Source organism: Pseudoalteromonas sp. SG41-2, from assembly GCF_014164535.1.
Lineage (GTDB): Bacteria > Pseudomonadota > Gammaproteobacteria > Enterobacterales > Alteromonadaceae > Pseudoalteromonas > Pseudoalteromonas rhizosphaerae.
Genome location: NZ_JACJFK010000006.1, coordinates 140075 through 164774 on the forward strand (window position 1 = coordinate 140075; position 24700 = coordinate 164774).

Here is a 24700-nt window from a genome sequence, read left to right on the forward strand (position 1 = left end):
TGCTCCGAATTAGTTAAAGTTGCTGACTGATGTAACTCATCATTTCGTCAACCGCTGAAATCACCTTTGAATTCATTTCATAGATACGTTGAGTTTCAATTAGGTTAACTAACTCTTCGGTTACATTTACGTTAGAGGTTTCAAGTGCGCCTTGGACAACAGTGCCTAATCCTTCTAGACCAGGGTTACCTTGTACAGGTGCGCCACTGACGGCCGTTTCGGTATATAAATTTTGGCCTACAGGCTCTAGACCTGATGGATTGATAAAGTCACTGATCGTTAACTGACCAATCACCACATTCTCAGGTTGTCCTTCTATTTTCACAGACACCTCACCATCTTGTGATACGGTAATTGACTTCGCATCATCAGGTACATTCATTTCTGGCTGCACAGGAAAACCTGCACCAGCAGTAACAATACGACCATCCTCATCCGTGGTAAATTGACCATTTCGAGAATAGGCGATATTGCCATCGGGCTGTAAAACTTCAAAAAAACCTGGCCCTGATATCATCCAATCCAATGAGTTTTCAGTGGTTAACATGTTACCTTGAGAAAAGTTCTTCTGATTAGCAACTACTTTGGTACCAGCACCAAGCATCAGACCAGAAGGCATCTCTGTATCTTGTGATGAACGCCCCCCTGGCTGATTAATATTTTGATAAAGCAAATCTTCAAATACAGCACGACTTTTCTTATAACCAACAGTACTGGCATTGGCTAAATTATTTGAGATAACCGAAATATCGGTTTGTTGAGCATCAAGCCCCGTTTTACTTATCCACAATGCAGGATTCATATTAATGTCCTCTCAATAAAGTTAAACAATACGCAGCAATTGAGTTTGACGTTCGTCAATTTCTTCAGCCGTTTTCATTAACTTAACTTGTAATTCAAATTGGCGTTGATGGCTTATCATATCCACCATCTCATGTACCGGATTCACATTTGACATTTCCAAAGTGCCACTCATTACTTTCACATCATTAGAGATGTCACAAAATCCACATATACCATTTTCCAGTAATTCGGGTTTTGGTCGAAATAAGCCATCATTGCCTTTTTCAAGCTCAGAATTATTTGCCTTAATTACCTTCAAACGGTCAACAACTTCTAAAAAGTTAGCCGGCGCACCTTGCGGGCGAACTTGGATTGAACCATCGTCACTAAATTCGACTTTCTCCACTGGCAATGGCAAAATAATCGGTCCACCTTCGCCAATAACTTGACGCCCGTGACTGGTGATCAAAGCGCCATCAGGGGTGATATTCAACGTGCCAACTTTAGTATATGCCTCATTCCCTGAAGCATCTTGCACTGTAAGCCACCCTTTATCGCTCATAGCAATATCAAGATCACGTCCAGTTTCAACAATACCGCCGGAAGTCATATTAGAGCCTGGCCGTTCCTGCATAGTAAAAACACGTGTCGGTAAGCCTTCACCAAAAGCTTGCATTGAGCGCGCTTGCGCGAAGTCAGCTTTAAAGCCTGTGGTATTGGCATTTGCTAAATTATTTGCTTTAAGCTCTAGGCCCCGCAAACTTTGCTTAGCTCCAGACGCTGCAATGTAGACCATCTTGTCCATAACATCGACTCACGTTAAAAATCTATAACATGACAAATGCAAGATAAGTGCCACAATAAAATGACGTAATAAATTACAAAATATAATCAAGCACAAATAAAAAAGGCTGCTAATAAATAGCAGCCTAGGTGTCGGATTGTAAAAAATATTAAAACGAGATTAACGGATCTGCAAAATAGCTTGCTGTAGTGTTGAATTCACTTCGAGTGCACGCGAGTTAGCTTGGAAGTTACGCTGTGCGCTGATCAAATCAACAAGCTCATTGGTTAAGTTCACGTTTGATTGCTCTAATGCTGATGAGCTAATCTTACCAAATGCGCCTGAATTTGCTTCACCCGCTACAGGGTCACCTGAAGTTAAACTTTTCTTCCATGACGTATTGCCTACTTGTTGTAACCCCTGTGAATTGGGAAAACGGACTAACGCAACTTGACCTAGGTAGTTAGAGTCACCATTACTATAAGAAGCAACAATTTTTCCATCAACACCAATGTCTATATTTGCCAACCGTCCCACAGCAGCACCATCTTGAGATAATACTTTATTTTCAAACTTGCCTGCATGCTGGGTCGGGATTTTTGCAGAGGTACCTGCTTCATCACGCCAGTTGATAGTTACATTATTAGGAAAGCTAGCACCATTGCTTAAAAACCCTGTCAAATTAGTGCTATCTAACACAACAGGGTTAAATGTATTGCCTGTATTTGCGGTACCATTGGTGTTAAGTGGTAAGCCGTTCGCATCAAACTGAAATGTTGAAATTGGATTAAATGGTCCAGTAGCGCCTTGCGAGCTTCCATCAGGATTGAATGCTTGACCGTCTAACGTGGCATAGGTTTGCCACTCATTAGCATTACCTGTAACAGCTGCATCCGTTTTCACAAAAAACAATTGCATAGTATGCGGCTCACCTAGCGAATCATAAACATTGGTTGAGGTAGAGTGAGTATATGACCCTGATTGAGTTGGATCAAATGGTGTAATAGTCGGTGTATCTTTGGTCGAATCCAATCGAAATGACGAATATACACTTGAGGTAGCCCGCGGGGAACCTGATGAATCAGGAATTTGAATCGCCCCAGAGGAGGTTAAACTTACTGATGTTGCATCTCCACTAATTTCATCAACAGGAAAGCCTTGTAAGTAATTACCTTGTGCGTCAACGATAAAGTTATCTTTATCTAATTTAAACGCCCCTGCACGAGTGAATGTTTTATCTTGTGAGCCTAACTCATTGCTAAGAGCAAAGTATCCTTCACCTCCTATAGCAAGATCGAGTGAATTTTTAGTGCCTAATGTTGAACCTTGATGAAACTGCTGTGCTACAGATGCTGTTTGTACACCATCACCATTTTTAGTTTTACCCGAAGAAAAAACTGATGATGAATAAACATCGGCAAACTCAGCTCTCGATTCTTTAAAACCGTAGGTATTTACATTAGCGATGTTATTAGCAGTAACATCCAAATCTTTTTGTGCGGCAGCAATGCCAGTTAATGCAATATTAAAACTCATAATTCACCTCTAACCTATAAAATTTAGCCAATAGGCTAAAAAATAAATAAAATTTATCACGCAATTTCTGCGACATCAGACAGCTTAACTGCCCCTTCTTTAGTGTTAATAATAATACCGTTAGCGCCATTAATATTGACGCTATCAATATTTTTATAAGAGGCCATGGGTAAACTAGTAAATTCTTCGCCCATGCTGCCCTCTGCTTTGATATTGTATTCTCCTGGCGGAAGGCTCTCACCGGCTTCATTTTTTCCATCCCAGTTAAAACGTAAGCCACCAGCAGGTTTATCACCTAACTCAATTACTCTCACTAGTTGTCCGGAAGCATCTGTAATACTGAGCCTTAAATCTTTAACGGGACTTTCAACAGCAATCATGCCCGAGACATCACCACTGCTGTTAAGATCTAATGTATCTGATTCAACTAAAGCTTTTTTGCCTACCAGAGTTGATGCTTGCAACGCTGAATTAGAGGTCATTGAAGCAGCCAAAGACTCAAACTTTGAATTTAAATTTGAGATACCTTCTGCCATGGTAAAGTTCGTCATTTGTGCAATCATTTGGTCGTTGTCCGCAGGTTTACTGGGATCTTGAAACGACAGTTGCTGCGTTAATAATGAAAAGAAATCCTCTTGCGTTAATGCATCACTTTTCTTTTCACCAGTCTTTTCGTCAGCCTCTTGTTTACTCGGCCAACGAAGCGAATCTATATAGCTTGATGATGCAGTATTTATGTCGTTACTCATAATCTAACCCTCAATTACCGCTGCCCAAGCAACAGTGTTTTACTTAACATTTGCTTCGCTGCATCAGCAACTTGCACATTGGTTTGATAAGAGCGTGAGGCGGAAATCATATTAGCCATTTCTTCAACGACATTAACGTTAGGTTTGTAGATATAACCATTTTCATCCGCACTGGGGTGATTTGGGTTATATTCAATTTGCAGTGGTTTATTACTCTCTACAATGCCTAGTACTTTAACGCCAACAGACGATCCCTGCGTATTACCAGTTGATTCTGATGCTTTCATCAGTTCAGCTGCAAAAACAGGGTGACGCGCCCGGTAAGTTTTGTCTTGGCTTGAGCTAATGCTATTGGCATTGGAAATATTACTTGCGGTGGTGTTCAAACGCACATTTTGCGCACTCATACCACTACCTGAAATATCAAAAACGTTATATAAACTCATGCTTAGGCTCCTTGACTACCGAGGGCTTTTTTAAGGCCTTTAATTTTACTACTCATAAATTGCAGGCTTGCCTGATACTCTAATGAGTTCTTTGTATACAAGTTTCGTTCCACTTGTATATCAACCGAGTTACCATCACCTGTATCTGCTTGATTTGGCGAACGAAACATTTCACTATTACCGATATAACGACTACCACCTGCAATGTGATTCGGGTTAGTTGTTACCATGTTATTGCCGCCTTGCTGGTGGCTTTTTGCCGCTTTCAATGCTGAGGCAAAGTCGATATCCTTCGCTTTATAGCCCGGCGTATCAGCATTAGCGATATTGGTTGCTAATAACTCAGCACGTTGCGAACGGATCAACATTGCATGAGGATGAACCCCAAATGCTTTATCAAAACTGATAGCCATAACCATCTCCAAAAAATTGACTTAAGATGATTAATGCAAAAGGTGAGCCAACTAGGTTAGTGTTTTATGATGTGTTTAATTTTTGATTTAAAAAGAAAAACGATGTGGAGGCACATCGTTTTATCGTATTCTAGATTCGGCTTTACTACCGATGAGACTTGAGTTACTTGCGTTTTAGCGCGTTATTTACGCTGGTAAGTTATTTCTTTTGATAAATAATACCAGGATTACAGCGTACCATATCAAACTCGTTACTTAACCCTGACATAGACTCTGAAGCACCTAAAAATAAATACCCCTTAGGGTTAAGTGCTTGAGCAAACTGAGCAATAATTTTGGCTTTCACCTCAGGTGCAAAATAAATCAGCACATTACGGCAAAAAATAATATCAAATTTGCCCATTAGTGCGTATGAATCTAATAAATTAAGGTGTCGAAAACTCACTAATTTTTTTATTGAGTCGTTAACTTGCGCCATCCCATTGCCGCTATCTTTGAAGAACTTCTTCCTGCGCTCTACCGACAGCCCTCTAGCTAAAGCAAGAGAGTCATATTCTGCATGTTTACACATATCTAACATAGTATTAGAAATATCGGTGCCGATGATCTGCGCGCCCATTTTTAATACACCCGGCTGCTTAGCTTGAAACTCAGCGACCGACATGGCAATAGAATATGGCTCTTGTCCTGAGGAACTTGCCGCTGACCAAATTTTCAACGGTCGACGCAACTCTTTATGCTCTGGGAATAACTTACTTTGTAATAGTTCAAACGGGTATTGATCCCGAAACCATAAAGTTTCATTGGTCGTCATAGCATCAACAACTGCGGCACGTAACTGCCGCTCATGCGGACTCAGTGTTTTACTGACCAATTGTGACAATGACTCAACATTGAAACGAACCATTAGCGGAGCAAGCCTGCTTTTGACTAAATAAAGCTTATTATCACCCAAAACAATGCCACATTGTTGCTCTAAAAAAGAACGAAACTGATCGTACTCACTTTGTTGTAAATGCTTATTTTCCAAAGTAACACCGCCTTTTCAAATTAGTCACAATGAACCCATTTTTTCACTGCTGTAGCTAACTCATCCGGATTGAACTTAGCAATAAAGTCATCAGCCCCCACTTTTTCAATCATCGCTTGATTGAACACACCACTGAGTGATGTATGCAGAATAACATGTAATGGGGCTAACTTTGGATCTGCTTTTATTTCAGCCGTGAGGGTATAACCGTCCATTTCTGGCATTTCAACATCAGAGATCAATAAACCAACTCGCTCGGTAATATCATGCTTACAGTCAAGTGCAGCAATTTCCCGGAGGCGAATTAATGCTTCTTTCCCGTTTTTAGCAAGCTCAGTCTGCACGCCTAACGGCTCTAGAGCACGTTTGACTTGATTACGAGCAACGGCAGAGTCATCGGCAATAAATACGATGCGCTCACCTAAGTCTTTTTGAATTTCACCATCATTAGCTATTGCTGCACTGACTTCAGTATTTACCGGGCAAATTTCATTTAATATTTTTTCTACATCAAGAATTTCGACTAACTCATTTTCAATTTCTGTCACTGCTGTTAAATACGAATATCTGCCAGCCCCAGACGGTGGCGGCATTATTTTTTCCCAATTCATATTTACAATTCGCTCAACGCCGCCAACCAAAAAACCTTGTACGGAGCGGTTATATTCAGCAATGATAATAAAACTATCTTTAATATTCTCGATCGCAGGGCCACCTACAGCCATTGATAAATCAATAACAGAAATAGTTTGCCCACGTATATGTGCGACACCTCTTACATAGGCATTCGACTTCGGCATGTTTGTTAAAGGAGGGCATTGCAGTACTTCTCTCACTTTAAACACATTAATACCAAAGCGCTGCCGCCCTCTTAGCTTGAATAATAATAATTCAAGACGGTTTTGCCCAACCAATTGAGTACGTTGGTTAACTGAGTCTAAAATGCCTGCCATTTCAATCTCCTGAAGAAAGCGAATAAGAACGGAACAATAATTGCTTTCTTTCTGTAAAGCTACATAACTACACGGGAGCGTCTGTTTATTGACGCTAAATATTTATACCCTGTTTTCAACCATAAGCATAGTCGAAACATTATGAGTTTGTTAAAAAAAAGCCGAAGATACAGTGTTTTTTATTTTCTTGCTAGCTTATGCCTAGTTACTCCACTGTATGCACAAACATATAGCAAAGAACAATTGCAAGAACTTGCTGTATCCCATGTCTATGATCAATTAGACCCTAATACCGCCGATGATAAGGAACTCAATGCTCTAACATTGGATAGTCGGATACCTGATCGTGGCTGCAACAGCGACCTTGCATTTAATATTCCTACTGAGCCGCCATTTAATCGCCAAATAACCGTACAAATAAAATGTGATGACCTCAATGGTTGGAGTCAATATGTTCATGTACGTATGATTGAACTCACCCCTGTGATTATAGCCACTGAAAATTTAAGTCGCGGGGAGGTTATTGAAGCTCATCATTTACGTTTGATTATGAAACCAAAACATTTCGTAAGAGCGCAGTATTTACAAAATCAAGAGCTGCTGATTGGTAGCCGCAGCAAACGTAATATCCGCAGTGGTTACCCTGTTGCATTAAATCAAATCTGTATGGTCTGCAAAGGCGATAATGTCACTATTTTTGCAATAATTCGAGGATTGAAAATAAAAACTTCCGGTTTAGCCCTAGAAGATGGTACTTTAGGAGAGCAGGTAAAGGTTAAAAATGCAAAGTCAGGGAAAGTTTTAAATGCCCGCGTTGATGGTGTTGAGTCTGTGCAGGTAATTATTTAAATTTTCGTATTTGTGCTAAAGTTTCTAACATGGTTGCCGATAACAAGGCATGTGTTGGATAATGTATAGGTTAAAATCATGGTAAGCCAAGTAAATAAAGGTCAGCAACAGGCTAATGTGTTGACCAATGCTAAACAGCAAAAAATTGATTTACAAAATAATAATGCTAATACTGCGCAAGCAACTACGCCAAAAGCGACTGCTGACTCAGTAAGCTTAACGCCACAAGCGCAACAATTAAAATCTTTGCAAGATAAAGCACAGCAATCTTCTGGTTTTGATAGCAACAAAGTGGCTGAGCTAAAAAAAGCAATTACTGAAGGTAAATATCAAATCGATGCTGAAAAGCTAGCTAAAAATATCGCTGCATTTGAGTTTGATGTGTATGGCTGATCACACCAGTTTGATCAGTTCTAAACTTGTTATGCAGCTAAATTGCTTAACATCCCTTGCTGATATCTTAGAAGATGAATTAACCGCTATAGCCTCCCGTCGTGGCGAGGGCCTTAAAGATATCGCGAAACAAAAACTTACCTTTTTAAGTCAAATTCAAACGTTAGATAAAGAACTCAAAGCCTTATTTGCAGGTAATGACGTTGAATCTGACGAAGTAACAAGCTTAACGAGTGATGTGCATAAGCTATTAGAGTCATGTAAAAAGAAGAATGACGTTAATGCTCATGCAGCCCACCATGCACAATTAACAGTAAAACAATTGAAAGACATTTTGATTGGTGTGCCAACCTCTACAACATATGACCAAGATGGTAGTGTTGTTCATGGTAACAGTAAGATCGTCCATAACTTAAAAGCATAATTTGACTCCTACTTTTAGTTTTACAAAATTCCCTTTATTATTTTTCTTTCCCTATTTAAAATTATCTCGAAAGTGATTAAGCGCGGGACAACCCGCGCCTTATATCTTTTGCTTAACAATAATTAACTATCAATTTGATTATTGCCGCTTTCGATTAATTTCTTAATCATTTCCTCTGATTGATTTTGCACATCAAGAGCAGGCTCCGCAGTAGCTTTCTGCTGTGCTGTAAACACCAGACTATTACTCTCACTCACAGGATCGAGTGCGAGCAAGTTATTTTGTTCACTCTCTGCAAGAAGATCTGCAACTGTTAATTGACTCAGTTGTGGTGTTAATTCAGATACCGGAGCAACACTGCTAATTTTACTTAAATCAATACTATCATCGTTTGATGATAATAATTCAGTACTATTATCACTGCCACTGAATTCAGCGCTAGGTTCAACACCTGCAGAACTAACATCCACTCCATTTATCTCAAGGTCCTGACCATTAATATCAACCACTCTTATATTACCGATTGAATCTGTAATGCTAAAGCGAGCATCGCTTAAGCCTGCGCCAAGTAAATCGGCCAAATTTACATCAACAATGCCGATATTCCATGTGCCATTATTTACAACAGCCCCACCATCACTTAATAAGGTGATCCCGAGTGCCAGCGCATTATCAAGCCTTACAATAGCTCCATCTTCAGCATCAGTTTCACCATCAAAACCTGTCACAACTAGGCCTAACAATATACTATTTGTATCTATGTTCGTAAGTGATGGCGGGATAGTATCTATCTCAAGACCTGTCATCGCAGAGGTAGCAGTGGTATTCCCAGCAATATCTGACACTGTTGCACTGACGGTATAACTGCCATCAAGCAGAATATCGTTTGGTGAAATACTCCAACTACCATCGCCTTGCGTAGTAGTTGTTACTGATGTTTGCGCTATACCATTATCAAATATCAGCGTGACTGTGCGCCCTGCTTCACTCGATGTGCCGCTGATTTCAGGTGTCGCATCATTGGTTAATATCAGCCCACTCGTAATGGCAATAGTCGGAGCAACCGTATCAATAACACCTGATTCTTGTACCGTGGTGGCATTACCGTATTCATCCTGCACGGTCACATCCACAGTATAACTACCCGCTGCAAGTGCTGTATTTGGTTCAATTAACCAATTACCGTTACTCGCAGTTGTGGTTGTAACCGTTTGCGTGTTACCTGCCGCATCAGTAAACAATACAGTAACTTGGCTATTTCCAGGTGCACCAGTTACTGTGCCGGTGATCTGAGGTGTTAAATCATTTGTGTCACTGATTACATCAATAGCAATAACAGGACCCGTTAAATCTAATATTAGTGTCGCGGTATTGCTACCTTGATTACCTGCACTATCATTAACCGAGGCGGTAATTGCGACACTCCCTTCAGCCAGTATTTGATTTGATGCAACACTCCATACTCCCCCAGCTTGTACCATAGCAGTAACTGTATCTGTAGTACCTAAGCTATCAACTAGTACTATGGTAACTATTGAACCGACTCCCGCATCAGTGCTACCCGATATTACAGGTGTTGCATCGCCACTAGTACCAGGCTCATTAATAGTCAATACCGGTGCAGTAATATCAACTAAACCGCTAACACTAGCATCTGCTGTTAGCCCTGCTTCAGTGACTGTCGCTGTAACAGTATAAATACCTTCGCTAAGAGCTTGAGTAACTAAGACAATCCACAAACCATCGACTACTGTTGTATTATAAGTTTGTGTCTGGGCCGCGCTATCCGTTACTGTAACAACGACTGCACTGCCATCGACAGCGTCACTACTGCCACTGAAATTGGGAGTTGTGTCATTGGTATCTGCAGGAGCAACAATTGCAATGCTTGGTGCACTGGTATTCAATAATCCAGTTACCGACGTTGAGGTTGTTGAATTACCCGCTAAATCAGTAATACTTGCAGCGACTGTGATAGTGCCGTCAACCAGTGAATCTGTAACATTAATTGACCAACTGCCATCGGCTTGTACTTGCGTCGTATAAGTATAACTGGAATTATTATCGGTAACTGTGACGCTCAATTGCGTACCTGCAGGCTCATTAGTTAAACCACTGAGTTGAGGGGTGGCTACATTTATAGTCCCTATAGAATCAACCGAAATAGTTGGCGCACTGGTATCGATCACAGCTGTTGTTGAAGCTGTTGTAGTCAGGGCCGCACTATCTGTCACTGACGCTGTTGCTGTGAATGTGCCATCAGGTAAAGCTGCTGCCGTGGCTTGCCAATTACCATTACTATCTATAGTAGCAATTAAATTTTGAGTATTACCATTACTATCCACCACAGTAATAGAAACTGTGCTTCCTTGTGGCTCATTTGAATTACCACTTATGGTTGGCGTACTATCATTAGATAATGATAATGGCGCTATAGTTAACTCTGGTGCTTCTGTATCTATACTTAGGTTCGCTGTTTGATTGATACTGTTACCTGCACTGTCACTCACAGTCGCATTAATATTATAATCGCCATCAGTAAGAGTCGTTGTAGTGACTTGCCATAAGCCAGATCCATTTACTAAAGTTGTTAGTGTTTGGCCATCAATGGTTACGGTTACCGTTGCTCCTAACTCATTACTTGTACCGCTAATCGTTGGAGTCGCATCACTGGTAATTGATAAAGGATTTATAGTGAGTGTTGGCGCGGTAGTATCAATTACACCACTGGCCGTCTGCTCAGTTAGGTTGCCGACTCCATCGCGCACACTCGCTTGAACCGTATATTGTCCATCACCTAAGTCTTGCGGTACATTAACTGACCAACTGCCATTCGCTTGCACTGTCGCGCTAAAGGTTTGTGTTGCAACTCCTTGACCAGTTACCACCAATGTTACTTGCGCTCCCTCACCTAAATCAGTGGTTCCGCTAATAGTTGGGGTGCTATCCATCGTCAATGCAGGGGTAGATAACGTTAGTTCAGGCGCCGTATTATCAAAATCCAAAGTACTAATAGTCGTGGTATTGCCAGCCGCATCGGTTGCCGAGGCTTCAACGTAAGCTAGTGTCAGTAATGATACCGATAAATTCAATACGCTCCAATCACCGTTCGCATCAACCGTTGCAGTGTAAGGTAAACCAACAGCGCCTCCCACTAAATGGTTTGTAATGGTAACAACACTGCCTTCAGGTAAATCTGATGTGCCAGATAAGGAAACCAAACTGCCTAGAAGGAAAGAAGGGACAATCGTAAGTGCAGGTGGTGTAATATCGACTTCACCGCCCGTTTTACTGTCTTCTCCTTGATTACCCGCCATATCAGTGATTGTTGCTTTTACGGAATAAACACCTTCAGCTAACGCGGTATTTGCAGCTGCTTGCCAATCACCTTGAGCATCCGTAGTAACTGTTACAACCTGTTCAGTACCACTTGCGTCAGTAAAGGTCACCTCAACAGTGGCATTCGCTTCATCAGATGTCCCACTAATAAGTGGCGTTGTGTCTTGTGTTAATATCAAACTACTTTGATCAATTGTGATCTCAGGGTCAATACTATCTATAACAGCATTAGCGGTTAGTTGCCCTACATTACCCGCAGTATCGGTGACCACAGCAGTGACTGAGTAAGCGCCTTCCGCAAGTGCTTGGGAAGCTTCGACTTGCCATGTTAAATCTGCTGCGAGTGTTGTATTGATGGTATGACTAGCCCCTTGTGCGTCAGTAAAAGTAACAGCAACGGTGTTGCCAGCAACAGCCCCCACAGCTCCCCCTGAAACAATTGGGGTTTTATCTGCGGTGCTGCTTAATGGATCAATCAACACTGTTGGTGGAGTTAAATCTATTTCACCTGTTGTTTGAGCCAAATTGCTATTCCCAGCAATGTCAGTGATAGTTGCAGCAATGCTATAACTTCCTTCTGCAAGCGCACTTCCAAGCGCTACAGACCATGTACCATTTGCTTTAACTGTTGCCTGCACAGATTGCTCTGTGCCAGTACTATCAGTGATCAATAATTCAACTACAGTGCCTTGCGCAGCATCTGATGTGCCACTAATTAATGGTGTTGTATCATTTGTAATACTAGGCGAATTGACAGCCAATGTTGGTGCGGTTAAGTCTATTGCTAGGCTAGTACTTGACGAGCCAGTTAAACCGTCCTCGCTGACAACTGCATTCACAGTATAGCTGCCTTCAACAAGTGCATTACTGACATCAATAGTCCATTGCCCAGCCAAAGCTTGAGTAGTCAATGTTTGCACAACAATGCCCGAGGCAATAATTTCAATCGTTACATTCGTACCATCTCTGGCATCGGTGGTACCAGAGATAGTTGGTGTTGTATCCATCGTTGCTTGTAAACTCGCAATCGAGATAGTCGGCGCATTAGTATCCAATGTTGCGTTACTTGAAGCCGATGCTTGATTGCCAGCAGTGTCACTCACATTAGCCGTAATAGTAATTGCGCCATCGTTTAATGCATCAATAACTTGAACTGACCAGCTGCCATCTGCTTGTACAACAGCAGTTAGTTGATAACTGTTTGAGTCATCATTGACATTCACTGTTACCGTGGCGCCTATTTCATCACTACTCCCTGAAATCATCGGTGTACTATCATTAAATGTGCCTAGTCCGTTCAAGGTTAAACTAGGATCTAATGTATCAACCGTGCCATTACCTTGAACTGTGCCTATATTGTTAGCGGCATCAGTAATAGTAGCCGTAACAATGTAGTCACCATCAGCAATATCAGCGGTTGGAGTTGCTGAATAACTGCCATCGGCTTGCACTAGTGCTGTAAATTGCTGAGTGTCACCGTTTGCATCAACCAACACGATAGCCACTTCAGTTCCCTGCGGCTCTGTTGACGTACCAGAAATTGTTGGCGTCGCATCGTTGCCCACTCCAAGGGCTGTGATTGTAAGCACTGGTGTCGTGCTATCTATGGTCAGTGTCGCAGATGCCGTTTGTTGATTACCTGCATCATCGGTGATCGTTACATCAACCGTGTAATCACCATCAGTCAATGCACTTGGTAGCGTTACTTGCCAAGTGCCATTACTTGCCACTGTCGCTTGCAACGTTTGTCCTGCAATTGTGACCGATACATCTCCGCCTATTTCATTACTGCTGCCAGTTATTGTTGGGGCAGTATTTGCTGTTGGCGCTAAATTATCGATAAATAAACTTGGCGCCACACTATCAATCACTCCAGTCGTTTGCTCAGTAGTCAAATTACCAACCCCATCGCGCACAGAGGCAGTAACGGTATAGGTTCCCTGTGCAATAGCTTGCGGCACAGATACTGACCAGGTTTGATCAGCCTGTACCACTGCGGTAAATGTTTGGCTGACATTATCACTATCAACCACTGTCAAATTAATCACAGTGCCTTGACCCATATCCGTATCACCTGAAATAACTGGCGTTGTGTCGTTGCTCAACGCGTCAACACTGACCGTTAAATCAGGTGCTACGTTATCAAAATCGAGTGTGCTGACCGTACTAATATTTCCTGCTGCATCAGTTGCGCTGGCAGTAACATAGGCAAGGTTAAGTAATGGCACCGTTAAGTTAAGTAATTGCCAATTACCATCAGTATCTGTAGTTGCCGTATAACTTGCACCAATTAACCCTCCCACTAAATGTTCCGTGATAGTGATGGTGCTTCCCGCTGGTAAGTCTGAATCACCTGATAGCGATACTAAATTGCCAAGTAAGAAGGAAGGTATAATTCTCAGTTCTGGGGCGATGGTATCCACCACGCCGTTGTCACTGGCGCTGGCTGTATTGCCTGCATCGTCGGTGATACTGGCAGTCACTGTGTATGCACCATCAACCAGCGGTTGCGTGGCCTCGGCACTCCAATTACCACTGGCATTGGTTTGCACTGTCACGGTATGGCTGCCATTAGCATCCGTAAAGGTAATCGCAATGTCACTGCTGGCTAGATCCGATGTGCCTGTCACCACTGGCGTATTGTCATTCGTCAATGCCGGTGCATCGATGGTAACGCTTGGCGCGGTTGTATCTATCACCCCAGTTTCGCTATCGGTGCCGGTATTGCCTGCGGAGTCTGTCACACTGACATTGACTGTGTACTCGCCTTCGATAATCGCATTACTGGCCTCCACGGACCAATTACCTGCGCCATCCGTTGTTGCTGTCGCACTTTGTACTGCGCCATTGGCCGCGATGATTGTAACGTTCACTTGCGTACCCGCTGGCACCCCACTGCTTTGGCCACTGATGAGCGGAGTAACATCACTGCTATCTGCCAGCGCATTCACGCTAATAACCGGCGCGGTGACATCAACTAACCCGTTCACACTCGCACTGGCTGGGTTCCCCGCTTGATCTGATACACTTGCAGTAACCGTATAAGTGCCTTCTGCTAATGCATCCAGCGCCGGCACTGACCATGTGCCTGATGGTGTCATTTGCGTAGTGACTGTGTGTGAATTACCCGCGGCATCATTAAACACCAGCGTAACTATGCTGCCCTGTGGCGCACTGGCGGTGCCACTGATGGTAGGCGTGGTATCGTTACTGTCGGCTGGCGGATTAATACTGATATCCGGCATGGTGGTATCAATGATCCCAGTGACGCTGGCGGTGCCTTGATTACCCACGCCATCTTCAACGGTGGCGGTAACACTAAAGTCACCCTCCGCTAAATCACTGCTGGCCGTGACACTCCATGTGCCGCCAGTTACGGTGGTTTGAACTGTCTCTGCGGGGTTTATTCCATCATTTATCACTACAGTGACAACACTGCCATCTGGCGCATCACTGCTGCCGTTAATGGTCGGTGTAGTGTCGTTGGTTTCACCTATCGCGTTGATGGTAATACTCGGCGCTAAGGTGTTAAGTGTAAAGGTATCAGTGGCACTGTTGCTGTTGCCCGCTGCATCACTGACACTCGCAACTACCGTGTAATCATCATCGCCGAGGACTGGCGAGGTGACCGCCCACTCACCACTGGCATTAACCGTTGCACTGAGTGCGGTAACCGTTCCACCGCTGTCGGTAACGGTGAGGGTTATCACTGTCCCTTGTGGCTCTGACGAGGTGCCACTGAGTGTCGGCGTATCATCATTAATGGCTCCGAGGCTATTGATACTGATCAACGGATCTAAGGTATCCACACTGCCAGTGCCGGTGTCACTGCCGGTATTGCCTGCCGCATCGGTAATACTGGCGGTTACTGTATAACTGCCATCCGGTAAGCTTGGTGCTGTTACTTGCCATGAACCATCAGCGAGGACGGTGGCACTTAATCCATAACTATCGCCATTGACATCCACGATACTGATGCTAACAACGGTGCCCGTAGGCTCGGTTGAGGTACCCGTAATCGTTGGTGTCGCATTGTTTCCAAGGCCATTATCATTAACCATAACAACAGGCACTGAGGTATCAATAGTGCCCGTTAAGTTGACTTGCGTGCTATTTCCAGCCGCATCCAGGATGGTCGTCTCAACGCTGTAATCGCCCTCGCTCAAGCCATTTGGTACTTCCACAGACCATTGACCATTGCTTTGTACTGTCGCGCTTAGGGTTTGTTCGACCCCGTTAGCATCGGTAACCACTAAGGTCACTGTGCCACCGATTTCATTGCTGGTGCCACTGAATACCGGGGTGACGTCACTGCCAGCACCGACACCTTGTACAGTGAGACTCGGCGAGGTGGTATCAATCACACCACTAACCGAGTCGGTGGTTTCGTTGCCAACACCATCAAGGACACTGACATCAACACTAAACGCACCATCAGGCAGTGGGGTTGTCGGGCTAATTACCCAATCACCATTGGCATCCACGGTGGCGCTGAGGGTTTCGCTGTTGCCATCTTTATCGGTAACAACCACCGTCACTGCAGCCCCTTGACCCGCATCAGTGGTCCCACTAATGGCTGGGGTGTTGTCATTGCTCAATGTATCGACGCTCACCGTGAGCGTCGGTGGCGTACCATCAAAATCAGTCGAAGTGATCGTGCGCACATTACCTGCTTCATCACTGGCACTGGCGGTGATCGAACTAAGTGTTAGCAGCGGAATACTCAACCCAACTAATGACCAATTACCTGCTGCGTCGGTGGTCGCGGTATAGTTTATCACCCCGCCACCAAGTAGGTTTTGAGTAACCGTAACTGTGCTTCCAGCAGGTAAATCGGAGGTACCATTAAGGGACACTAACTGTCCTAATAGGAAGGTGGGCACAAACGCAAGCTCTGGCGGAATTGTATCAACCACGCCATTGTCACTGGCGTTGCCGGTATTACCTGCGGCATCAGTGAGACTGGCAGTCACGGTGTACGCACCATCGATAAGCGGCTGCGTGGCTTCTGCACTCCAATTACCGCTAGCATTGGTTTGTACTGTCACCGTATGGCTGCCATTGCCATCCGTAAAGGTAATCGCAATGTCACTATTGGCTAGATCCGATGTCCCTGTAACCAGCGGCGTATTGTCGTTGGTCAACGCCGGTGCATCGATAGTGACGCTCGGCGCTGTTGTGTCTATCACCCCAGTTTCGCTATCGGTGCCGGTATTGCCTGCGGAGTCTGTCACACTGACATTCACTGTGTACTCGCCTTCGACGAGCGCGTTACTGACCTCCACCGACCAATTTCCTGCGCCATCCGTTAGGGCTGTCGCGCTTTGTACTGCGCCATTTGCAGCGATGATTTCAATCGTTACTTGTGTGCCTGCTGGCACACCACTACTTTGGCCACTAATAAGGGGGGTCACATCACTGCTGTCTGCCAGTGCATCCACACTGAGCATTGGAGCCGTTACATCAATCACCCCGGTGACACTGGCGCTGGCTGGATTGCCCGCTTGATCTGAGACACTCGCAGTGACTGTGTATTCGCCTTCAGCCAATACCTCCAGCGCAGGCACTGACCAGGTGCCTGATGGTGTCATTTGCGTGGTGACTGTGTGTGAGTTGCCTGCCGCATCATTAAATACTAAGGTGACAATGCTGCCTTGTGGCGCACTGGCCGTGCCGCTGATAGTAGGCGTGGTGTCATTCGTGTCGGCTGGCGGATTAATGCTGATATCCGGCATGGTGGTGTCGATAATCCCAGTAACTGTGGCCGTGCCTTGATTACCCACGGCATCTTCAACGGTGGCGGTCACCGTAAAGTCACCCTCCGCTAAATCACTACTGGCCGTGACACTCCACGTGCCGCCGGTTACGGTGGTTTGAATAGTCTCTGCTGGATTAATTCCATCATTTATCACCACAGTGACAACACTGCCATCTGGCGCATCACTGCTGCCGTTAATGGTCGGTGTGGTGTCATTGGTTTCACCAATCGCATTGATGGTAATACTTGGCGCTAAGGTATTGAGTGTGAAGGTATCGGTGGCACTGTTGCTATTGCCCGCCGCATCACTGACGCTCGCAACCACCGTATAATCATCATCGGCTAAAACTGGGGCGGTAACGGCCCAGTCACCATTGACATCAACCGTGGCACTGAGTGTGGTAACTGTCCCACCGCTGTCGGTGACAGTGAGGTTTATCACCGTTCCTTGTGGCTCTGATGAGGTGCCACTGAGCGTTGGCGTGTCATCATTAATTGCACCCAAGTTATTAATGCTGATCAACGGATCTAAGGTATCCACACTGCCAGTGCCGGTGTCACTGCCGGTATTGCCTGCCGCATCGGTAATACTGGCGGTCACTGTATAACTGCCATCCGGTAAGCTTGGTGCTGTTACTTGCCATGAACCATCAGCGAGGACGGTGGCACTTAATCCATAACTATCGCCATTGACATCCACGATACTGATGCTGACAACGGTGCCCGCCGGCTCGGTTGAGGTACCCGTAATCGTTGGTGTCGCATTGTTTCCAAGGCCATTATCATTAACCATAACAACAGGCACTGAGGTATCAATATTGCCTGTTAAGGCCACTTGAGTATCATTTCCCGCCGCATCGGTAATGACGGCATTGACGGTGTAATCGCCCTCGCTCAGGCCGTTCGGTACTTCGACTGACCATTGACCATTGCTTTGTACTGTCGCGCTCAGGGTTTGTTCAACCCCGTTGGCATCGGTGACCACTAAGGTCACTGTGCCACCGATTTCATTGCTGGTGCCACTGAATACCGGGGTGACGTCACTGCCATCACCCACGCCTTGCACTGTAAGACTCGGCGCGGTGGTATCAATCACACCACTAATTGAGTCGGTGGTTTCGTTGCCAACACCATCAAGGACACTGACATCAACACTAAACGCACCATCAGGCAGCGGGGTTGTCGGGCTAATTACCCAATCACCATTGGCATCCACGGTGGCCGTGAGTGTTTGCGTGTTGCCATCTTTATCAGTAACAACCACCGTCACTGCAGTCCCTTGACCCGCATCAGTGGTCCCACTAATGGCTGGGGTGTTGTCATTGCTCAATGTATCGACGCTCACCGTGAGCGTCGGTGGCGTACCATCAAAATCAGTCGAAGTGATCGTGCGCACATTACCTGCTTCATCACTGGCACTGGCGGTGATCGAACTAAGTGTTAGCAGCGGAATACTCAACCCAACTAATGACCAATTACCTGCTGCGTCGGTGGTCGCGGTATAGTTTATCACCCCGCCACCAAGTAGGTTTTGAGTAACCGTAACTGTGCTTCCAGCAGGTAAATCGGAGGTACCATTAAGGGACACTAACTGTCCTAATAGGAAGGTGGGCACAAACGCAAGCTCTGGCGGAATTGTATCAACCACGCCATTGTCACTGGCGTTGCCGGTATTACCTGCGGCATCAGTGAGACTGGCAGTCACGGTGTACGCACCATCGATAAGCGGCTGCGTGGCTTCTGCACTCCAATTACCGCTAGCATTGGTTTGTACTGTCACCGTATGGCTGCCATTGCCATCCGTAAAGGTAATCGCAATGTCACTATTGGCTAGATCCGATGTCCCTGTGACCAGCGGCGTATTGTCGTTGGTCAATGCCGGTGCATCGATAGTGACAATCGGCGCTGTTGTGTCTATCACCCCACCATTTTCTGTGTCACTGGCGGTATTGCCGGCGGCATCGGTGACACTAGCATCAACAACAAAAGCGCCTTCTGCAAGCGGGGTCGGTACATCCACCGACCAACTGCCATCAGCCAACACAGTGGCAGTTAAGGTTTGTATATCGCCATTGGCATCGGTGACCGTAATGCTCACCAGCCCGCCAATTTCATCACTGCTACCGGTGATGGTTGGGGTGCTGTCGTTCGTCGCAGCCAACGGATCAATATCAAAGGTTGGCGCAAGAGTATCGATCACTCCGCCATTTTCTGTGTCGCTAGCGGTATTGCCGGCGGCATCGGTGACGCTGGCATCAACAACAAAAGCACCTTCTGCAAGCGGGGTCGGTACATCCACCGACCAACTGCCATCTGCAAGTACTGTCGCCGTTAAGGTTTGTATATCACCATTGGCATCGGTGACTGTAATGCTCACCAACCCACCTATTTCATCACTGCTGCCAGTGATGGTAGGCGTGCTGTCGTTGCTATCAGCCAACGGGTTGATATCAACCGTCGGTGCAAGAGTATCGATCACCCCACCATTTTCTGTGTCACTGGCGGTATTGCCGGCGGCATCGGTGACACTAGCATCCACTTGGAATGCGCCTTCTGCAAGTGGGATCGGTACATCCACCGACCACGTACCATCAGCCAGTACCGTCGCAGTTAAAGTTTGCACCGTGCCGTTAGCATCTGTCACAGTGATACTTACCAGTCCACCAATTTCATCACTACTACCAGTAATGGTAGGCGTGCTATCGCTCGTTGCAGCAAGCGGATCAATATCAAAGCTTGGCGCTTGAGTGTCAATTACTCCGCCGTTTTCAGTATCAGACGCGGTATTACCTGCCGCATCAGTGACGCTGGCATCCACTTGGAATGCGCCCTCTGCAAGCGGCGTCGGTATATCCACCGACCACGTACCATCTGCCAGTACCGTCGCGATTAAGGTTTGTACTGCCCCCGTCGCATCAGTGACGATGACACTGACGAGACCACCAATTTCATCACTGCTACCAGTGATGGTGGGCGTGGTATCGTTCGTTGCAGCAAGTGGATCAATATCAAAAGTAGGCGCTTGGGTGTCAATTACTCCGCCGTTTTCAGTATCAGACGCGGTATTACCTGCCGCATCAGTGACACTAGCATCAACAACAAAAGCGCCTTCTGCAAGCGGGGTCGGTACATCCACCGACCAACTGCCATCAGCCAACACAGTGGCAGTTAAGGTTTGTATATCGCCATTGGCATCGGTGACCGTAATGCTCACCAGCCCGCCAATTTCATCACTGCTACCGGTGATGGTTGGGGTGCTGTCGTTCGTCGCAGCCAACGGATCAATATCAAAAGTAGGCGCTTGAGTGTCAATTACTCCGCCGTTTTCAGTATCAGACGCGGTATTACCTGCCGCATCAGTGACACTGCCATCCACTTGGAATGTGCCCTCTGCAAGTGGGGTCGGTACATCCACCGACCACGTACCATCTGCCAGTACCGTCGCGGTTAAGGTTTGCACAGCGCCAGTGGCATCAGTGACAATCACGCTGACGAGACCGCCAATTTCATCACTGCTACCAGTGATGGTAGGCGTGCTGTCGCTCGTTGCAGCAAGCGGATCAATATCAAAAGTAGGCGCTTGGGTGTCAATTACTCCACCGTTTTCAGTGTCGCTGGCGGTATTACCTGCCACATCGGTCACGCTGGCATCCACTTGGAATGCGCCCTCTGCAAGTGGTGTCGGTATATCTACCGACCACGTACCATCTGCCAGTACCGTCGCAGTTAAAGTTTGCACCGCACCGTTTGCATCTGTCACGGTGATACTTACCAGTCCACCAATTTCATCACTGCTACCAGTGATGGTTGGCGTGGTGTCGTTGGTTACAGACAACGGATCAATATCAAAAGTCGGTGCAAGTGTGTCAATGATCCCCGTTGCCTGAGCATCACTTGTTAAGCCATTTACAGTGATACTTGCATTAACCGTAAATTCACCTTCGGCAAGCGCATCTTGTGCATCTACACTCCACACACCTGCTATGACGGTTGTGTTCAGAGTTTGGCTATTATTATTACTATCAGTAATTACCACGGTGATAAGTGTACCGTCAGGGGCATCAGACGTACCACTAATGGTTGGTGTTACATCATTGCCATCAGCAACCGTATCGATACTAATACTTGGTGCGTTACCATTTAAAATAAAGGTATCAGAGGCCGTTGCTTGATTACCTGCAGTATCCGTTATGCTCGCATCGACATTAATGGCGCCGTTTTGTAATGCAATAGGTACTTCTACTGACCAACTGCCATCGGTATTTACTATCGCGGTTAAGTTTTGTGAATTTACACCATCGGTAACAACTAAGCTCACAACACTGCCCGCTGGTTCATCAGTTTGACCACTAATGATCGGCGTACTATCGCTAACTGTATCTAAATTATCAATCGTTAATATGGGAGCGGTAGTGTCAATTATACCCGTTGCATTATCAGACACGATATTGCCTAAGCTGTCTGTTAATGTGGCATTAACGCTAAATCCACCCTCAACTAATGCAATTGTTGGTGTAACACTCCAATCACCATTATTGTCTACTTGTGTCGTTAATAATTGCGTTTGACCATCAAAACCAGTTATCAACACACTGACAGTATCACCTGCAACAGCATTAAGACTAGTTCCTGAAATGCTTGGAGTCGTGTCGTTTGTTTCTCCAATCACATCAATTGTCACTGATAGTAAACTCGAATCAATAAGACCGGTTTGAGTATCTGAAGCTTGATTGCCAGCATTATCTGTCACTGATGCAGTAACGCTATAGCTCCCTTGCGCGAGTGCGCTGTCAACTTCGATAGCAAAACCTCCATCGGCAAGCACGCTGGTCATTAATGTTTGTTGCACACCATTTGCATCGGTTACAACAATAGTAACCATAGTACCAACTGCCACACCGCTGACTTGACCCGAAATAACCGGCGTATCATCAGCCGTATTTGCCAATGGCTCTAAATTAATAGTCGGTGCAGTAAGATCAATTAGGCCTTGCGCAACATCAGTTGCTTGATTACCCGCGGTATCTGTTACTGACGCAGTAATAGAAAACTCACCTTCGGAAATTGCTTGGTTAGTGCCAACTTGCCAACTACCATCAGCATTCACTGTAGTGGTTACAGTTTGCACTGTGCCTGCACTATCAACCAAAATCACAGTAACTAAAGTACCTGCTTCAACACCCGAGACTACACCTGAGATAATCGGAGTCACATCATTAGAATCAGCAAATGAGTCAATACTGATGGTCGGAGCAGTCAAATCAATTAGCCCTGTTTCGGTATCTTGGGCTGTGTTTCCTGCTGTATCTTGCGTTGTGGCTGTCACCGTATATGGCCCTTCGGCTAAAGCACTGGCCACTGCTATGCTCCAAACTCCACTGGCATTTATTTGTGTGATAACCGTTTGTTGCTGACCGTTACTATCTACAATGGTGACTGTTACTTGGCTTCCGGCAGCCAACCCTTGGGTAATACCTGAAATCGTCGGTTGTTGATCATTACTATCTACTAATGGATCGATATTGATCAGTGGGGCAGTTAAATCTATAGTACCCACTGCCGACGCTGAGCTGCTATTACCAGCTGGATCCGAAACGGTGGCTTGTACTGTATAATCGCCCTCCACCAATGCATTAATAACGTCAACTTGCCAATTGCCATTGCCGTCGGTTGTAGCCGTCAGCGTTTGCTGTTGCCCATCACTGCCTGTAACTAACAGAGTCACTGTTGTACCTGGCGGCACATCTAATACTGAGCCTGATATTAATGGTGTTGTGTCATTGCTATCGTTCAATTGATCAATCGAGATGACTGGACTGGTTAAATCTACTACACCAGCTGCACTATCTTCGGCTTGATTACCAGCGCTATCAGCGACGCTGGCTGTCACTGTAAATTGACCTTCAGCCAGTGCATCAACAACCTCTACAGACCAACTGCCATCAGCTGTAACCGAAGCAGTTAAAGCTTGCGCAACGCCGTCACTAGCTACAACGGTTATTGATACAAGCGTACCCGTAGCTACACCATTTACCGACCCCGTCAATGTAGGAGTCACGTCATTGGTATCAGCAATTGCATCAATCACAATTACTGGCGCGGTTAGATCTATAATGGCTGTAGTTTGTGCATTACCTTGGTTACCAGCTTCATCAACCGCATTTGCTTGAACACCATAAGGACCTTCAGCCAAAGCTGCGGTGGTAACACTCCAATTACCTTGCTCATCAATTTGCGTCACAAACGTTTGCACTTGCCCACTGCTATCAGTCACCGTAAGCGTTACATCATCACCGGCCACCAGCCCGACTACGGAGCCTGTAATTACTACCACTGGCGATGTCGAATCAGCAAGTGTATCAATACTCACAAGCGGTGCTGTGGTATCAATATCGGCAGCAATGTTATCTGAAATTGGATTGCCATCTGGGCCTGTTGCTGTAACTTCAACAACAATTGGGCCATCTGGTAATGGTTCTAATTCCGGAGAGGTGAAGGTGCCGTCAGGTTGCACAACAACATCAATCGTTTGTACATTACCCAAAGCATCGGTGATTGTAATTAATACTGTTTGACCCACTAAATTAGTCGATGCACCTGAAATAATCGGTTGCGGGTTATTAATTAAGCCAATGTCATTTAACTCTAAACTACCAATTAACGCGGTTTCGGGCACCACCCCATCGGTCGTATCACGAAGAGAAAAAATGCCATCATTGTTAGCTGTAAAACTATCATCAAAAGATAAACTACTTGGATCAATACCCTCAGCGATACGTGCAAGTTCCACAAAGGAAGTACCTCCACCAGAACCTGTTGCAGCATTACCACCAGCGGCAGTTGCTTCTAATGTATCCAGTAAATCACCACCACTTTCAAGGGCACTCAAAAAATCACTGACATCTTCACTTAAAGGAGAGGAGGATGCCTCATCTGCAGTATTCGGTTGGTTTAAGCTAGCAATGGCATCATCAATACTATCATCAAAAATTGTTGTTTCTGAGCTATCGCGGGTCGTTTCGGCAACAAGGTCGGGGGTGATTCTTACCCGTTGATTGGCAGGAATAGACAGAGACATACCTTTGATATCGATCATAACCGAGGAGTTCTCAGCAGTGATAATAACATCACCAACCGTCAGCGCGTCCCCCAACGATAATGCCCGAATTGAACCATCTTCTAAAACAATCCCAGCTGAGCCTTGAATGTCTATGATCAGTAATTGATTTGCGTCCATTTTGCT

The 24700-nt window shown here is 45.3% G+C and carries 12 protein-coding genes; 3 read left to right on the top strand and 9 right to left on the bottom strand.

Annotated elements, in window-relative coordinates; all coding sequences use genetic code 11:
• Window positions 1-13 precede the first annotated feature (13 nt).
• The 8 genes from flgG to H5186_RS07015 all read right to left on the bottom strand — a co-directional run bounded on the left by flgG (window position 14) and on the right by H5186_RS07015 (window position 6694).
• On the bottom strand, window positions 14-802 hold the full coding sequence (gene flgG / locus H5186_RS06980; protein ID WP_149981578.1) for a flagellar basal-body rod protein FlgG: 789 nt from the start codon (window positions 800-802) through the stop codon (window positions 14-16).
• A gap of 21 nt (window positions 803-823) precedes the next feature.
• The gene (locus H5186_RS06985; protein WP_182718213.1) at window positions 824-1588 is read right to left on the bottom strand and encodes a flagellar basal body rod protein FlgF; all 765 of its coding nucleotides are present in this window, start codon (window positions 1586-1588) and stop codon (window positions 824-826) included.
• A gap of 159 nt (window positions 1589-1747) precedes the next feature.
• Window positions 1748-3103: a flagellar hook protein FlgE gene (gene flgE, locus H5186_RS06990; protein ID WP_182740803.1), complete on the bottom strand. Its 1356-nt coding sequence runs from the start codon at window positions 3101-3103 to the stop codon at window positions 1748-1750.
• 56 nt (window positions 3104-3159) lie between these two features.
• Window positions 3160-3852: a flagellar hook assembly protein FlgD gene (locus tag H5186_RS06995; protein WP_182718215.1), complete on the bottom strand. Its 693-nt coding sequence runs from the start codon at window positions 3850-3852 to the stop codon at window positions 3160-3162.
• 14 nt (window positions 3853-3866) lie between these two features.
• Window positions 3867-4298, bottom strand: a complete 432-nt coding sequence (gene flgC, locus H5186_RS07000; RefSeq protein ID WP_149981585.1) for a flagellar basal body rod protein FlgC — start codon at window positions 4296-4298, stop codon at window positions 3867-3869.
• A gap of 2 nt (window positions 4299-4300) precedes the next feature.
• On the bottom strand, window positions 4301-4711 hold the full coding sequence (gene flgB / locus H5186_RS07005) for a flagellar basal body rod protein FlgB (RefSeq protein ID WP_149981587.1): 411 nt from the start codon (window positions 4709-4711) through the stop codon (window positions 4301-4303).
• A 199-nt stretch (window positions 4712-4910) separates the two neighbouring features.
• A complete protein-coding gene (locus tag H5186_RS07010; RefSeq protein ID WP_149981589.1) occupies window positions 4911-5741 on the bottom strand; it encodes a protein-glutamate O-methyltransferase CheR in 831 nt (276 codons plus the stop codon).
• A gap of 20 nt (window positions 5742-5761) precedes the next feature.
• Window positions 5762-6694 carry a chemotaxis protein gene (locus H5186_RS07015; RefSeq protein WP_149981591.1) on the bottom strand — a complete coding sequence of 311 codons (933 nt, stop codon included), beginning with the start codon at window positions 6692-6694 and terminating at the stop codon, window positions 5762-5764.
• Between the two features lie 141 nt (window positions 6695-6835).
• Between H5186_RS07015 and flgA the strand changes: the two genes are divergently transcribed.
• From flgA to flgN, 3 genes are all read left to right on the top strand, one after another.
• Window positions 6836-7543, top strand: a complete 708-nt coding sequence (flgA, locus tag H5186_RS07020; protein ID WP_182718216.1) for a flagellar basal body P-ring formation chaperone FlgA — start codon at window positions 6836-6838, stop codon at window positions 7541-7543.
• Between the two features lie 78 nt (window positions 7544-7621).
• Window positions 7622-7936 (top strand): flagellar biosynthesis anti-sigma factor FlgM, encoded by a 315-nt coding sequence (gene flgM, locus H5186_RS07025; RefSeq protein WP_149981594.1) that lies wholly within the window; start codon window positions 7622-7624, stop codon window positions 7934-7936.
• Window positions 7929-8360: a flagellar protein FlgN gene (gene flgN, locus H5186_RS07030; RefSeq protein ID WP_182718217.1), complete on the top strand. Its 432-nt coding sequence runs from the start codon at window positions 7929-7931 to the stop codon at window positions 8358-8360. Before flgM ends, flgN begins: the two co-directional genes overlap by 8 nt.
• 122 nt (window positions 8361-8482) lie before the next feature.
• On the opposite strand, the gene H5186_RS07035 is transcribed toward flgN, so the two are convergent.
• Window positions 8483-24694, bottom strand: coding sequence for an Ig-like domain-containing protein (locus tag H5186_RS07035; RefSeq protein WP_182794268.1), 16212 nt, complete (start codon window positions 24692-24694; stop codon window positions 8483-8485).
• Window positions 24695-24700: the final 6 nt, after the last annotated feature.